The organism is Flexivirga endophytica (assembly GCF_014640635.1).
Lineage (GTDB): Bacteria > Actinomycetota > Actinomycetes > Actinomycetales > Dermatophilaceae > Flexivirga > Flexivirga endophytica.
Genome location: NZ_BMHI01000007.1, coordinates 126983 through 141343 on the forward strand (window position 1 = coordinate 126983; position 14361 = coordinate 141343).

The 14361-nt window shown below is 67.9% G+C and carries 17 protein-coding genes; 15 read left to right on the forward strand and 2 right to left on the reverse strand.

The window, feature by feature from the left end; all coding sequences use genetic code 11:
- Position 1 precedes the first annotated feature (1 nt).
- The 10 genes from IEX71_RS20360 to IEX71_RS20405 all read left to right on the forward strand — a co-directional run bounded on the left by IEX71_RS20360 (position 2) and on the right by IEX71_RS20405 (position 9780).
- Entirely contained in the window at positions 2 to 490 is a 489-nt protein-coding gene (locus IEX71_RS20360) for a glutathione peroxidase (protein WP_188838913.1), read from the forward strand.
- Between the two features lie 171 nt (positions 491 to 661).
- Complete coding sequence (locus IEX71_RS20365) at positions 662 to 2218, forward strand: molybdopterin-dependent oxidoreductase (protein WP_188838914.1); 1557 nt, start codon at positions 662 to 664, stop codon at positions 2216 to 2218.
- A gap of 92 nt (positions 2219 to 2310) precedes the next feature.
- Entirely contained in the window at positions 2311 to 2976 is a 666-nt protein-coding gene (locus IEX71_RS20370) for a fasciclin domain-containing protein (RefSeq protein ID WP_188838915.1), read from the forward strand.
- Positions 2977 to 3000: 24 nt separating this feature from the next.
- Positions 3001 to 3606, forward strand: coding sequence for an ECF RNA polymerase sigma factor SigK (gene sigK, locus IEX71_RS20375; protein WP_308420999.1), 606 nt, complete (start codon positions 3001 to 3003; stop codon positions 3604 to 3606).
- Complete coding sequence (locus tag IEX71_RS20380) at positions 3603 to 4316, forward strand: anti-sigma factor (RefSeq protein ID WP_188838916.1); 714 nt, start codon at positions 3603 to 3605, stop codon at positions 4314 to 4316. Before sigK ends, IEX71_RS20380 begins: the two co-directional genes overlap by 4 nt.
- Positions 4317 to 4380: 64 nt before the next feature.
- Positions 4381 to 5640: an NAD(P)/FAD-dependent oxidoreductase gene (locus tag IEX71_RS20385; RefSeq protein WP_229749912.1), complete on the forward strand. Its 1260-nt coding sequence runs from the start codon at positions 4381 to 4383 to the stop codon at positions 5638 to 5640.
- On the forward strand, positions 5637 to 6368 hold the full coding sequence (locus tag IEX71_RS20390; protein ID WP_188838918.1) for a DUF1365 domain-containing protein: 732 nt from the start codon (positions 5637 to 5639) through the stop codon (positions 6366 to 6368). Before IEX71_RS20385 ends, IEX71_RS20390 begins: the two co-directional genes overlap by 4 nt.
- 1 nt (position 6369) lies before the next feature.
- Positions 6370 to 7692: an SAM-dependent methyltransferase gene (locus tag IEX71_RS20395; protein ID WP_188838919.1), complete on the forward strand. Its 1323-nt coding sequence runs from the start codon at positions 6370 to 6372 to the stop codon at positions 7690 to 7692.
- A complete protein-coding gene (locus IEX71_RS20400) occupies positions 7689 to 9008 on the forward strand; it encodes an SAM-dependent methyltransferase (protein ID WP_188838920.1) in 1320 nt (439 codons plus the stop codon). The genes IEX71_RS20395 and IEX71_RS20400 overlap by 4 nt, the downstream gene beginning before the upstream one ends.
- Positions 9001 to 9780 (forward strand): DUF1295 domain-containing protein, encoded by a 780-nt coding sequence (locus IEX71_RS20405; RefSeq protein WP_188838921.1) that lies wholly within the window; start codon positions 9001 to 9003, stop codon positions 9778 to 9780. The genes IEX71_RS20400 and IEX71_RS20405 overlap by 8 nt, the downstream gene beginning before the upstream one ends.
- Before the next feature lie 7 nt (positions 9781 to 9787).
- Here IEX71_RS20405 and IEX71_RS20410 read toward each other — a convergent pair whose 3' ends face one another.
- Entirely contained in the window at positions 9788 to 10666 is an 879-nt protein-coding gene (locus IEX71_RS20410) for an oxidoreductase (protein WP_188838922.1), read from the reverse strand.
- 97 nt (positions 10667 to 10763) lie between these two features.
- On the opposite strand from IEX71_RS20410, the gene IEX71_RS20415 reads away from it, so the two are divergent.
- From IEX71_RS20415 to IEX71_RS20435, 5 genes are all read left to right on the forward strand, one after another.
- Positions 10764 to 11690: a ribokinase gene (locus IEX71_RS20415; protein WP_188838923.1), complete on the forward strand. Its 927-nt coding sequence runs from the start codon at positions 10764 to 10766 to the stop codon at positions 11688 to 11690.
- Positions 11691 to 11770: 80 nt separating this feature from the next.
- Positions 11771 to 12223: a HEAT repeat domain-containing protein gene (locus IEX71_RS20420; protein ID WP_188838924.1), complete on the forward strand. Its 453-nt coding sequence runs from the start codon at positions 11771 to 11773 to the stop codon at positions 12221 to 12223.
- A gap of 76 nt (positions 12224 to 12299) precedes the next feature.
- Positions 12300 to 12770 carry a hypothetical protein gene (locus IEX71_RS20425; RefSeq protein ID WP_188838925.1) on the forward strand — a complete coding sequence of 157 codons (471 nt, stop codon included), beginning with the start codon at positions 12300 to 12302 and terminating at the stop codon, positions 12768 to 12770.
- A gap of 22 nt (positions 12771 to 12792) precedes the next feature.
- Positions 12793 to 13284 carry a hemerythrin domain-containing protein gene (locus tag IEX71_RS20430; RefSeq protein WP_229749913.1) on the forward strand — a complete coding sequence of 164 codons (492 nt, stop codon included), beginning with the start codon at positions 12793 to 12795 and terminating at the stop codon, positions 13282 to 13284.
- Between the two features lie 10 nt (positions 13285 to 13294).
- A complete protein-coding gene (locus IEX71_RS20435; protein ID WP_188838926.1) occupies positions 13295 to 13789 on the forward strand; it encodes an NUDIX hydrolase in 495 nt (164 codons plus the stop codon).
- Between the two features lie 2 nt (positions 13790 to 13791).
- Here IEX71_RS20435 and IEX71_RS20440 read toward each other — a convergent pair whose 3' ends face one another.
- Complete coding sequence (locus IEX71_RS20440; RefSeq protein ID WP_229749914.1) at positions 13792 to 14319, reverse strand: GNAT family N-acetyltransferase; 528 nt, start codon at positions 14317 to 14319, stop codon at positions 13792 to 13794.
- Positions 14320 to 14361 lie beyond the last annotated feature (42 nt).

The following is a 14361-nucleotide window of genomic DNA, read 5'->3' on the forward strand; positions in this document are numbered from 1 at the left end:
CATGACGATTCTCGACGCGACCATCGCCCGACTCGACGGCACCGAAGGCACTCTCGCCGACATCACCCAGGGTCGGCCCGCCCTGCTGGTCAACGTGGCCAGCAAGTGCGGGCTGACCCCGCAGTACACGGCCCTGGAAGCGCTTCAGAAGGACTACGAGGCAAAGGGATTCACCGTCATCGGCCTCCCGTGCAACCAGTTCGCCGGGCAGGAGCCAGGCACCGCTGAGGAGATCCAGGAGTTCTGCAGCGCGACCTACGGCGTGACCTTCCCGATGACCGAGAAGATCGAAGTCAACGGCGACGGCCGGCACCCGATCTACCAGGAACTCACCCGGGCCGCCGACCAGGAGGGCAAGGACGGCGACATCCAGTGGAACTTCGAGAAATTCGTGGTCGGCGCCGACGGCACCATCGTGCAGCGCTTCAGCCCGCAGGTCACGCCGGACGACCCGCAGGTCATCGCGGCGGTCGAGTCCACCCTGAGCTGATGCCGGAGGTCTCGCTGCGACCACTGGGCGAAACCGACTGCCGAGGTTCACTCGGCAGTTCTTCTCGACGACCGACGCGCACCCGGACGGCTCACCGGTGACATTCCGGTTCTACCTGCGCGATATCTGACACGCACCCATCCGGTATGGCGCTCGTGGCGAACCACCTGCATGAAAGATGCGCTTCTCTCCCGGGTCCGTGCTGCGACCGCCGGCTTGTTGTCGGTCGGAGCCGGACTGGCCGTCGGCCAGGTGGTCGCCGCGCTGCGCGATCCCGCCACATCGCCGGTGCTCGCCGTCGGGTCGGCGGTCATCGACCGCACGCCGACTCCGTTGAAGGACTGGGCGATTCGACAGTTCGGGACCAACGACAAGCTGGTGCTGCTGTCGTCGGTCACGGTGGCCGTCCTGGTCGTCGCGATCGTCTCCGGCCTTGCGGCGCGTCACCGGGTCGGCGTCGGGGGCGCCATACAGGTCGCGATGTTGGCCGTCGCCGGCTGGGCGGTGCTCGACCGGCCCTTCGCCCGCTACCCGGACCTGATCCCGACGGTTGCCGCGGGGATCACATCCCTGCTGGTGCTGCTCGCCCTGCTCTGGCTGGACCACCAACCGACCGTGCGGCGGCTGGTCCGTCGCGGGCCGGTTGCCCTCGGCGCCTCGGGGGCCAGCCGACGTGATTTCGTTGTCGCCTCCGGTGTGACGGCCACTGCGGCGGTGGTGGGTTTCGGCGGAGCACGGCGCCTCACCAACTCACGGTCGGGCGTCGACGTGCAGATCCCGACAGCCGCCGAGCCGGCAGCGCCGCTCCCCCGCGGGCTCGATCGCTCCGTGCAAGGAGTGACGCCACTACGTACCCCGAACGCGAAGTTCTACCGGGTCGACACCGAGCTGACGGTGCCGACGCTCGATGCGTCCCGCTGGTCGCTCCAGATCGACGGTGATGTCGAAAACCCTTATGAGATCGACTATTCGGAACTGCTACGCCAGCCACTGGTCGAGCGGAACATCACCATCACGTGCGTGAGCAACGAGGTGGGCGGCGGGTATGCCGGTGGCGCGACCTGGCGCGGCGTGCTGACCAAGGACCTGTTGTCACGGGCTCGCGTCGTGGAGCCCGATCGGCCCGACCTCCAGGTCCTCAGCACCTCGTTCAACGGGTTCACCATCAGCACGCCATTGGGCGCGCTCACCGACGACCGCGGTGCGATGCTCGCCATCGCGATGAACGACGCACCATTGCCACGCACCCACGGCTTCCCGGCACGCCTGATCACCCCGGGTCTCTACGGAATGCTCGGCTGCACCAAGTGGGTGACTCGGTTGACGGTCACGACATACGCCGACAAGAAGGCGTACTGGACCGAGCGCGGCTGGACCACGAAGGGCGAGATCAAACCGACCGCCCGCATCGACGTCCCACGGTCGTTCGCCTCCGTGCAGTCCGGCCGCGTCCTGATCGGCGGCACGGCCTGGGCCCAGCGCCGCGGCGTGGTACGGGTGCAGGTCAGCATCGACGACGGCCGATGGCACGACGCGACGATGGGACCCGACGTCAACGTCGACTACTGGCGGCAGTGGTTCTACGCGTGGAACAGCACGGACAAGGGCACCCACAACGTCCGGGCCCGTGTCATCTACGGCGACCACGAGGTGCAGACGGCCAAGCGGGCCGGCGTCTTCCCCAGCGGCTCCAGTGGCATCGAGGAACGCAGCTTCGTCGTCCGCTGAAAGTCGCAACGCGGACGACCCATCCGATCTGCTGCCGGCACCGAATCACCAGTGTTCTCAACCACAAACACCGCTCACAGGAGCTGACTCCCATGAAGACTCGTATCACCCTTTCGCTGGCCACCACGGCACTGCTGGCCGCCTCCTTGACCGCCTGCGGCTCGTCCGGCTCCAGTGGCTCCGGCGACAGCGGCGCTGCGAAGAGCCCGATGGCGAGCTCGTCCGCGATGAAGTCGTCGATGGCATCGAGCGACAGTGGCTCGAGCATGGGCGGCGCAGCCGACGCGGCGAAGCCCTTCGGCCCGGCGTGCTCGACCGTTCCCAAGAGCGGAAAGGGCTCGTTCAACGGTATGGCGCAGGACCCCGTCGCCACGGCCGCCTCCAACAACCCGGCCCTGTCCACGCTGGTGACGGCTGTCAAGAAGGCGGGCCTGGTCGACACACTGAACAGCGCGCCCGCACTCACTGTCTTCGCGCCCGCCAACTCGGCGTTCGCGAAGCTGCCGAAGTCCCAACTGAATGCGGTGCTGGCGGACAAGAAGCAGCTGACGACCCTGCTGACCGGACACGTCGTCAAGGGTCGGCTGAGCCCCAAGCAGCTGGCCGGCGACCACAAGTCGCTCGCCGGCACAACCATCAAGGTCGCCGGCTCCGGGGAGAAGTTCACGGTCGACGGCAACTCCAACGTCGTATGCGGCAATGTGCAGACCGCGAACGCCACCGTGTACATCGTCGACACCGTCCTGATGGGCAAGTAACCGCGTTCGTGCGGAGTCACGGCCATGTCGATGCTTGTCGCGGACCGTCCCCAGGTAACAATGGGCGACGTGGCCGTCCGCGACATACCCGCGCTGGCCGACCTGCTGCGGCAGGTCGGCCAGGGCGACGACGCTGCCTTCGCCCAGCTGTATGACGCAACTGCGGCGCGGGTGCACGGTCTCATCTGCCGGATCCTGGTCGACCGGAGCATCAGCGAGGAGGTCACCCAGGAAGTGTTCCTCGAGGTCTGGCGGACCAGCCCACGGTTCGACTCCCAGCGGGGGTCCGCACTGTCGTGGCTGTTCACCATCGCGCACCGCAGAGCGGTGGACCGGGTGCGGTCCAGTGAGGCCGCACGCCACCGCGACACGGCCTACGTCGCCACGCAGGGAGAGCCGGCATACGACTCGACGGCGGAGCAGGTCGACGGGACGCTGCGTGCCGAGACCGTTCGGACTGCGATCGGGAGTCTTTCGCCGCTACAACGCGAAGCCGTCGAACTCGCCTATTTCGAAGGCATTTCGCATGTCGAGGTCGCAGACCGGCTCGGCATACCGCTCGGCACCGCCAAGTCGCGGATCCGCGACGGGCTCCTCAAGCTTCGTTCGACATTGGGAGGTGAATCATGAGCGACGAGCACATCGACCCGATCGACTACACAATGGACGCGCTGAACGACGTGAGCCGTCGACGCGCCGATCAGCACCTCGCCGGCTGCGAGCAGTGCCAGGCCGAGGTGGCCGAATGGCGGGAGGTCACCGCGGGACTGGGGTCCTCGGTCGAACCGGTCGATCCACCTCCCGCGTTGCGCCAGGCGGTGCTCGCCGAGGCTGCACGCTCTGCACAGGAGCGCGCGCCGGCGAGCACCTCCGCGCACCGCACCCCATCGGCTTCCGGGCGCACCCGCCACCCCGGCCGGTGGTTGTCAGCAGCCGCCGCCGCCGTCGTCCTGATCGGCGGTGGCATCACGGTCGCGACCAAACCCTGGCAGCACGAGCCGACACCGGTCTCGTCGGTCGAGCGGGTCGAACACGCGCCCGACGCACAGCACGCGACGGCGCCCGCTCGCGACGGATCGCTGGTGATGGTCACGTCCGAGAAGCAGGGCAAGGCGGTCGCCACGCTGCGCGGTGTGCCGAACGCGGCTGCGGGCAAGGTCTACCAGGCGTGGATCATCACCGGCTCCGGTCCGGTGAGCGCAGGTTTCCTGGCCCCCGGCAAAGCGACTCTGCTCCAGGGCAGCATCACCGGCGCCAAGGCAGCGGCCGTCACGGTCGAACCCTCCGGAGGGTCGAAACAACCGACCAGCAAGCCGATCGCCCAGGTCTCGATGACCTGACCCATCCGGCCACGTCGCGGCTCCGAACCACCACTGACAGACGTTCTCGTCGAAAGGTCATGTGGTGCCGGATCACTTCGCAGTCATCGGCAGTGGTGTCTCCGGGCTCGTTGCTGCCCACGTACTGGCGCGCTCGGCCCGGGTGACGGTGTTCGAGGCGGACAACCGTCCCGGTGGCCATGCACACACCCACGACATCACGCTGAACGGCGAGTCCGTCGCCGTGGACAGTGGCTTCCTGGTGCACAACGAGCGGACGTACCCGACGCTGTGCCGGCTCTTCGACGAGCTCGGCGTCCGCACGCAACCGACCGACATGAGCATGTCGGTCTTCTCCGAGCGCACCGGCTGGCAGTACGCCGGTGGCCAGGGACTGCGTGGTGTGCTTGCCGATCCACGCACTGCACGCCGACCGGCATTCCTTCGGATGCTGCTGGAGGTGCGCCGATTCCACCGTGCGGCAACGGATCTGCTCGCCTCGCCCGATGACTACTCGTTGGTCCCGATCGGTGACTGGCTGGCTGCGCAAGGGTTCAGCGACATCTTCCTGGAGCACTTCGCACGCCCGGTGATCGCTGCGGTGTGGTCGTGCGACCCGAAGGACGCCTTGTCCTACCCCGCGCGCAGTCTGCTGACCTTCCTGCAACACCACGGGATGCTCACGGTCACCGGATCACCCACCTGGCGCACCGTGTCCGGTGGGTCCCGCACGTATGTCGATGCGGTCCTGGCGCATCCGCGGATCTCGCTCGCCTGCGACACCGCGGTGCGCGCGGTCGCGCCTCGCTCGGACGGGGTGGCGGTGCTGACCGACGAGAACGAGGCCGACTTCACCGGCGTCGTCGTCGCGACCCATCCGGCCACTGCGCTGGAGATCCTGAAGTCACCGACCACCGCACAGGTCGAGGTGCTCGGCGCAATGCACTACTCCCGCAATCCGGCGTTGTTGCACACGGATTCGTCAATCCTGCCGACCGCGCACGCGGCACGTGCATCCTGGAACTACCGCTTGCCCGCGACCGCCCAAGAAGGCGTCCTGGTCTCCTACGACCTCACCCGCCTGATGCGGCTGCCTGCCCCGGCGGGCCGCCGCGTGCTGGTGACCCTCGGCGGGGACGATCGTGTCGACCCGAGCACCGTGCTCGCCGAGATGCTCTACGAGCACCCGCTCTACACAACGGAGTTCGTGTCCGCTCAGACACGCCTGCCGCAGTTGAACGACGAGCGCATCGCCTTCGCCGGGGCTTATCACGGGTGGGGGTTCCACGAGGACGGTGCACTGTCCGGGCTCCGGGCCGCCGAAGCGCTCGGAGGGCACTGGTGAACGCCACGCCATACCTCGCCACGATCCGACACATCCGGACCGGACCGGTGCGACACGACTTCACCTACCGCATCTGCTCGTGGGTGATCTCGCTCAGCCAGTCCGACCCGAACCATGAAATCGCCTGGTGGCAGCGTCCGTTCGTGCGATTCCGGGCGGCCGATCACCTGGGCGACACCGAATCGTGGCGCACCAACATCGAGACTTTCACTCGCTCGCGGGGCCTAGACACCTCCGCCTGCGACATCACCGTGCTGACCGGCGCAGCGTCGCTCGGCCATGCCTTCGACCCGCTGACCGTCTACTGGTGCACCTCACCGCACGGTGACGTCGTGGCGGTCATCGCCGAAGTGCGCAACACGTATGGCGAGCGACACGCCTACGTCGTTCATCCCGACGAGCGCGGCGTCGCACAGGTCGACAAGACGCTCTACGTGTCGCCCTTCAACGACATGAGCGGCCGTTACACGCTGACGGTGCCACCGCCCCGGGACGGCCGCTTCGACGTCCACGTCACGTTGCACCGGCCCGGACAGCCGCCCTTCGTCACGAGCTGGTCCGGGCATCGGCCATCCACCCGACGCGAACACCTAGCTCTGGCAACTCAACTGCCATTGGCCGCTCAGCTCACCACCGCCCGGATCCGCATCCAGGGCATCTACCTGTGGGCTCGCCGGCTGCCGCTGCAACCTCGACCCGCCCATCGACCCGACCACGCGAGGAGCTGACATGACCCTCTTCCGGACAGCACCCGGAGCCACCCGAGCACGGGCCTTTCCACTACTGAGCGCCCGCGCAACCGCACAGCGCACACACTCCACACCTGCCATCGACGCCGAACGCTGGCCAGACGTCGCACGCGTGCCGGAAGGGCTGCTCGCTGCGCTGGTGGCGAAGATCGGCGCCAGGATCTTTCGGCGGGCGGTCGCCCGGCTCCGGATCCGAGTGCTGATGCCCGACGGTGCGGTGTTCGGCGGTGATCGCCGCGCGGACGCACCAACGATCGTCGTGCACGACGCCGACGCGCTGATGCGCCGCATCGGCCACGACCGGCTGATCGGATTCGGTGAGTCCTATCTCGCCGGCGACTGGGACAGCAACGACCTGGCGTCCGTGATCGAGCAGTTCGCACGCGGCGTGGAGGGTCTGGTGCCCGCGCCGCTACGTGCGCTGCGATCGGTCGTCCTGCCGCCGCAACCGTCCGCCGAGCGCCCCGCGCGGGAGAACTCGCGCAGCAACGTCGAACGCCACTACGACCTGTCCAACGATCTCTTCGCAGGCTTCCTCGACGAGACCATGACCTACTCGGCCGCGCTGTTCGCCGAGGGCGATGACCTGGCGACGGCTCAACGCCGGAAGATGGACCGGCTGCTCGACCAGGCCGGCGTCACGGCGGGCACCGCGGTCCTCGAAATCGGTTCGGGCTGGGGTGGTTTGGCCCTACGGGCGGGTCGTCGCGGGGCAACCGTCGACAGTGTGACCCTCTCCGAGCAGCAACAGCGGTGGGCCAACGATCTGCTGCACCGCTCGGGCGTAGCGGACCGAGCGCAGGTCTCCCTGCGCGACTACCGGGACGTTCGCGGCAGCTACGACGCGGTGCTCTCGGTGGAGATGATCGAAGCGGTCGGACTGGACTTCCTCGAGACCTACTTCCGTCAGATCGCGGACGTCCTACGGCCCGGCGGGCGCGCTGCCGTTCAAGCCATCGTGATGCCACATCACCGGGCGCTGCGGACGCATCGCAACTACACCTGGATCCACAAGTACGTCTTCCCGGGCGGTGCGATCCCGTCGCTACAGCTGATCGAGGAGACGGCCGGTCGGTCCGGCCTGCGAGTCGTCGCCGATCTGGCGATGGGTGATTCGTACGCGCGGACACTGGACCAGTGGGCAGTGCGATTCCACGAGAACCGCTCGCGACTCGGCGAATTCGGATTCGACGAGACCTTCCGGCGGATGTGGGAGTTCTATCTGCGCTACTCCGAGGGCGGCTTCCGTGCCGGCTACCTCGACGTGCACCAGTTGACGTTCGTCCGCGAGAGTGCGGCATGACCGCCGTGCGGGTGTCGGGCGTCGCCGACACCATCCAGGAAGCACTCCGGCCCATCCTGCGGGGCCGGCTGCCCGTCCGGCTGACCGCGTGGGACCGCAGCGTCGCCGGCGATCCGGACGCGCCGGAGGTTCGGCTCAACAGCCCGAACGCGTTGCGTCGATTGCTCTGGCATCCGGGCGAACTCGGTGCTGCGCAGGCGTACGTGGCCGGCGACATCGAGCTCGACACACCGGTCACGCAGGTGCTGCAACACGTGCGCAGGGTCGGTGCGGAGCGCGACCTGGCCGGACGGACGCCACGTCCGCAGGACCTCGCGATCGCACTTCGTGGCCTTGCCGCGACTGGTGGCCTCGGCGCGCGCCCGCCCACCCCGGGAGCGCAGATCCAGGTGCGCGGCCGGTTGCACTCCCGTCGACGCGACAGCGACGTCATACATCATCACTACGACGTGGACAGCGACTTCTACGCGCTCGTGCTCGACGACACGATGGCCTATTCGTGCGCGTACGTGACGCGGGGTGACCTCGCCGGGTGCGAGAGCGACGGCTACCGGCTCGAGGACGCTCAGCGTGACAAGCTCGATCTCGTCTGCCGCAAGATCGGCCTCGACCAGCGCTCGGGTATGCAGATGCTGGACGTCGGCTGCGGGTGGGGTGCACTGAGCCTGCACGCCGCCGAGCACTACGGCGCGATCGTGACGGGTGTGACGATCTCGAACGAGCAGAAATCGTTCGTCGACAAGCGGATTCGCGACCGTAGCCTGCAGGACCGCGTCACCGTCGAACTGCGTGACTATCGCGACGTCGCTGGCAGGTATGACGCCGTCGCCTCACTCGAAATGGGTGAACACGCCGGGGACAAGGGCTATCCCGACTTCGCCCGTGTGCTGCACGACGCGGCGAGCGACGACGCCCGTGTCCTGATCCAGCAGATGAGCCGACGCGGGCGCCACCCCGGTGGCGGGCCGTTCATCGAGGCGTTCATCGCTCCGGACATGACGATGCGGCCGGTCGGCAACACGATCGAACTGCTCGAGCAGGGAGGCCTCGAGGTGCGCGACGTGCACGCCTTGCGGGAGCACTACGCGTGGACGGTGCGTTCGTGGCAGCGGCGTTTCGAGCAGCACCGAGCGGCCATCGCACAGCTCGTTCCGGCAGAGACCGTCCGGGTGTGGGAGCTCTATCTGGCTGGCGGCCTGCTCGCATTCGAGGAGGGCCGCATGGGTGTCGACCAGATCGTCGCCGTGCGACGCAGACGCGGTTCCAGCGGTCTACCGGCTCGTCGGCCGGCAAGTTGGAGCGACCCGCGTGGGTGACTTCGCGTGGATGGCCCTCTCCAGCGCGATCCTGCTGGCGTTGCTACAGATCGCAGCTGCGGCCTGGTCACGCGCAGTCGGCCGCTGGGCGGTCGCCGACATCGTCTGGGGACCAGGCTTCGCCGCGTTGGCGATCCTCGGCCTGCTGACCGGTCACGGTGGCGTCGGGCGCCGACTCGTGGTCGCCGCACTGCTGACGGTGTGGGGTCTTCGCCTCGGAGCACACGTCTGGCTGCGGTCACGCGGTCACTCCGATGACGACCCACGCTACGCGCATATGGCGCAAGGGCGCTCCGCCCCATCAATGATGCTGCGGGTCTTCGGACTCCAAGGCGCCATCCAGTGGATCGTGTCGCTGCCGGTGCAGGCCATCGCCGTTTCCCCAGACCCTGACGGATTCCTCTGGTGCCTGGCGGGTTTCGGCATACTCCTCGCAGCCTCGGGAATCCTGACCGAGGCTGTCGCGGACCGGCAGTTGCAGCGGTACAAGGCACAGGATGCACGGCCGCCGATCTTGGACACCGGCCTGTGGGCGTGGTCCCGGCATCCGAACTACTTCGGCGACGCCTGCGTATGGGTCGGCGTCTACCTCATCGCCGCTTCGGCCTGGCCGGGGCCCGTGACGTTCGCATCACCAGTGGTGATGGTCGCCCTGCTCGTCTGGGGCAGCGGTGTGCGCCTCGCCGAGCGCGCGATGGCCGACCGTCCCGGATATGCCGAATATCGTTCCCGGACAAGCATCTTCGTGCCGTGGCCACCGCGCGCCGGCTGAGCGCTGGTCACTCGGCGGCGAGCGGGCCTTCCAACTCGGCGATCTCGGTGTCGGACAGCACGATGCGACCGGAGGCGACGTTCTCGTCCAGGTGCGCGACGGACGACGTGCCCGGGATGAGCAGCACCACGTCGGACTGACGCAACAGCCAGGCGAGGCCGATTTGGGACGGGGTCGCGCCGAGCTTGTCGGCCAGCGACCGCACCCGCGGGTCCTCCGTCACCTTGGGCATGTCCGGGAACGCCGATCCCAGGGGGAAGAACGGCACGTAGGCCACGTCTCGCTCGGCGCACAGTCGCAGTGTCGCCTCGTCGTCGCGGTGCAGCAGGTTGTAGGCGTTCTGGACGCACACCGCACCGGCGTCGATCGCCGTACGGGCCTCTGCCTGCGGCACATTGCTCACGCCGAACGCCTCGAGCAGCCCCTCCGCCACGATGTCCTGCATCGCAGCGAGCTGGTCCTCCAGCGGGTAGTGGTTCTCGGCGCCGATCTCCTCCTCCGGCATGACCCGCAGGTTGACAACCGGCAGCCGGTCGACGCCCAGGGTGCGCAGGTTCTCGATCACCTGCTGCTTGAGCTCGTCCGGACGCTGCGCGGGCAGCCAGCCACCCGACTCGTCCCGGCGCGCACCGATCTTGGAGACCAGCACGAGGTCGTCGTCATACGGGTGGAGCGCCTCGCGAATCAGCTCATTGGACACGTCGGGTCCGTAGAACTGCGCGGTGTCGATGTGGTTAACGCCCAGCTCGACGGCGCGCCGCAGCACGGCGATCGCCTCGTCGTGGTCCCGCGGCGGGCCCATCACGCCGGGCCCGGGAAGCTGCATCGCACCGAACCCGATGCGGCGGATGTCGTGCCCGGTAAGGGAGAAGGTCTCGGTCGTCATATGTCCACCTCAGCACATTCGGACGGGACACACACGCGCACGTCCCGGATCAATAGCCTGGAGCCTCGCAACCCATCACCGCAGGAGCTGGCACGCCATGACCGCACGCGTCGTCGTCGTCGGATCGATCAACGTCGATCACACGATCGCACTCGAGCGTTTCCCACGCCCCGGAGAGACGCTCCTGGCTTCTTCACTCAGCCACTCCGTCGGTGGCAAGGGCGCGAATCAAGCTGTGGCTGCGGCGAAGTCGGGCGCGACCGTCGCAATGGTCGGCGTGCTCGGAGACGACCCGGAGGGCGACACCGCTCTGCACGCGCTCCAGCAGGCAGGTGTCGACGGTCGGTCGGTCCGGCGGGCGAGCGGTGTGCCGACCGGAAGTGCGTGGATCTCCGTCGCGTCCGGCGACAACACGATCCTGGTCGTCTCCGGCGCGAACCACCAATGGACCGGGATCGAACCGTCTCTGCAGCAGGACGACATCGTCCTCGCTCAGCTCGAGATCCCGCTGCCGGTCGTCGAAGCGGTGGCCGCGGCGGCCGGCATGTTCGTGCTGAACGCGGCACCCTCGCAGCACCTCTCCGATGAACTCCTCGGCCACTGTGACGTCCTCATCGTCAATGAGCACGAACTCGCCGAAGTCTCCGGCCTCGGTGCTTCCGACACTGCGGATCCGGCAGCTGTGGTAGCCGCATCACACGCGCTCGTGAAACGTGGCGTGACCGCGGTGGCGACGACTCTCGGCGAGCAGGGTGCGATCCTTTGCACCGCAGACGAGACGTTCCAGGTCCGGGCTCCGGTCGTCGAGGTGGTCGACTCGACCGGCGCAGGTGACGCGTTCTGCGGTGTCTTCGCCGCACAGCTGGCTGCCGGGGCGTCCATATCGGAGGCGTTGCGCTTCGCGGTGACCGCCGGCTCGGTGTCGGTGCAGAGCGCCACCGCGCAGGGTTCGTATGCCGATCTCGCGATGTTGCCTTCTCTGGTTCACCGAACCCCGCAGGTGTCAACGCTTTTCGAGCAGTGAGCGGACCGTACGGCCCGCCTTCGCAGGGACAGTTTGCGCTCGTCATACAGTGAAAGCCCCGACCGCATGAAGGAGACCGGATGTCCTGCGTGAGCTTCCTCAGCGCCGCCCAGCGCGCAGCGCTACGCGAGTCGGACGACGAGCGACGTTCCCCCGAGGAGGTCCGCGCCGCACATCCGAGTCCACCTGCGACCGAGGGCAAGCTGCGCCGGATCCGCCTGCTCGCCAAGAGCACCGACCCGAGCATCCGGCAGAGCGCAGCGCTCAACCAGCAGTGCCCGACGGACGTGCTCGAGCTACTCGCGCGGGACACCGACCCGAGCGTCCGGCAATGCGTGGCTCGCCAGCCGAGCACACCGGAGCCACTCCTGCGTCAGCTCGCGCACGACACCACCGCGGACGTCCGGGGATGGGTCGCTGCCAATCCACGCGTGCCGGAGTCCTTGTTGACCGAGCTCGAGACCGATCCGGACGCGACGGTCCGCGGCGTCGTGGAGTGGGCCCGCAACTGGGCAGGTTCCACGACCAGCTGACCGTCGGAAGTCCGCCTGCCGGCATTACCTCCGGGTCGGTGCCGACCGTTTTTCACAACCATCTATTGTGACAAACATGTCTCACCTCGGCCACCACCTGCTGGTGACAGTCCTTGTCCTCAGCACGAGCGTCTGGCTCGGCGGCTATGTCGCGATCGGCATCGTCGCGCGCAGCGCCACGGCCACGATGGATCCCGCACAGCGGGTCGCGTTCTTCCGCTCCCTGGGGCGCGCCTATCTCCGGGTCGGCACCCCGGCGCTCGTCATCGGCCTGGTGAGCGGTGCCCTCCTCGCGCGCGATCATCCCTGGGACGCGACGCTGATCAGCGCCGCGATCGCCGCGCTGCTGCTGGTCGTGCTGCTGGCGGCGGGCGTCCAGCAGGCACGCCGGATGACCCGGTTGCGCCACAGCGCCCTGAAATCCGGCGACGACCCGGCGAGCGTCCCGGCCATCCGACGCGGGCGGCGCTCGGCCGCCATCCTGCGAGCCGCACTGGGCGTGCTCAGCCTGATCCTGGTCGTGCTGGGCTGCTTCATGGCCGGCTGACCACCCACACGAGGAGACTCCCATGACAGACCCCGCGACCTCGATGGGCGAGTTGGCCACCGCCCTGACCCGCGAGCACCACGAAATCGATTCCGGCATCGAGGAATTCGTCGCCTGCGCGGAGAGCGGCGAAGTCCGTGCGGAGCCGTTGCTGCGCACGATGACCGCGCTCCGGCGGCACATCTACCTCGAGGAGACCATCCTGTTCCCCCCGCTGCGGGCGGCCGGACTCATGATGCCTGTCATGGTCATGCTGCGCGAGCACGGTGCGCTGTGGGACGCGATGGACACGCTCGAAACCGATCTGACCGGGACGGCGGACCCGTCCGCGCTGCTGGAGCAGTGTCGTCAGTTGCTCGCGATGCTCGACCAGCACAACACCAAGGAGGAGCCGGTCATCTACCCGCGGGCCGACCTCGATCTGGACGAGGCGGTCCATGACGACCTCGCCGATTTCCTGTATGCCGGCCGTATGCCGGAAGGCTGGACCTGCCAGAACGCGAGCGCTACCTAGACTCGGGAGTATGTCGATCCCCGAGTACATCGCCGGCCTGCGCGAGAAGATCGGCACCGACCTGATCTGGATGCCGGGCGCCTCGGCATACATCCTGCGCGACGGCGCCGAAGGTCCGCAGGTCCTCCTGGTGCGGCGGTCGGACAACGGCCGGTGGACCCCGGTCACCGGCATCTGCGATCCGGGTGAGGAGCCGGACACCACGGCCCAGCGCGAGGCCCTCGAGGAGGCGATGGTCGAGATCACCGTCGAGCGGTTGTTGGCCGTGACCGCACTGCGCCCCATCGCCTACGACAACGGCGACCGTTGCCAGTACCTCGATCACGCCTTCCGGTGTCGATGGGTCTCCGGAGAGGCTCGGGTCGGCGACGAGGAATCGAGCGATGTGCGATGGTTCGGCGTCGACGACCTGCCGCCGCTGCTCCCCCGCTTCGAGAAGCAACTGGCGATGGCACTCGCCGACGACGCACCCGTGCTCTTCGGTGCCGCCGCACGAGAGCGCTGATCTCACGACCTCGGCGCAAGTTCTTTCTCCAGCAAGGTGAATTCGAGGTCGTCGCGTTGCGGTATGCCGAAGCGTTCGTCGCCGTAGGGGAACGGTGACCGGATGCCGGTGTCCCGATAGCCACGCCGCCAGTAGAAGGCAATGAGATCCACGCGCTGCCGGATGACGGTCATCTCCATCTGCCGGCACGACCACTGTCCCGCGACATACTCCTCGGCATACGAGATGATCCGCTTTCCGAGTCCACCACCCTGCTCACCGGGTGACACCGCAAAGAGCCCGAAATATGCTCTGGCACCGCGCTTTTCGAGCTGACAGCAGGCGACCAGATCGTCGCCACGGTCCACGACGAGCAGCACCGTATCGGGTGCGGCGAGCAGATCTGCCACCTGGTCGGGATCGGTGCGCTGCCCGCGCAGCAGGTCCGCCTCGGTGGTCCAACCTTCGCGGCTGGAGCCACCTCGATATGCCGACTCCACCAACGTGACGACCGCCAGCACGTCGGCGGAACCCGCCTCGCGAAACTGCACGGGCGCCTCCGGATCCGACGCACCCGTCCATGCCGAGAACGG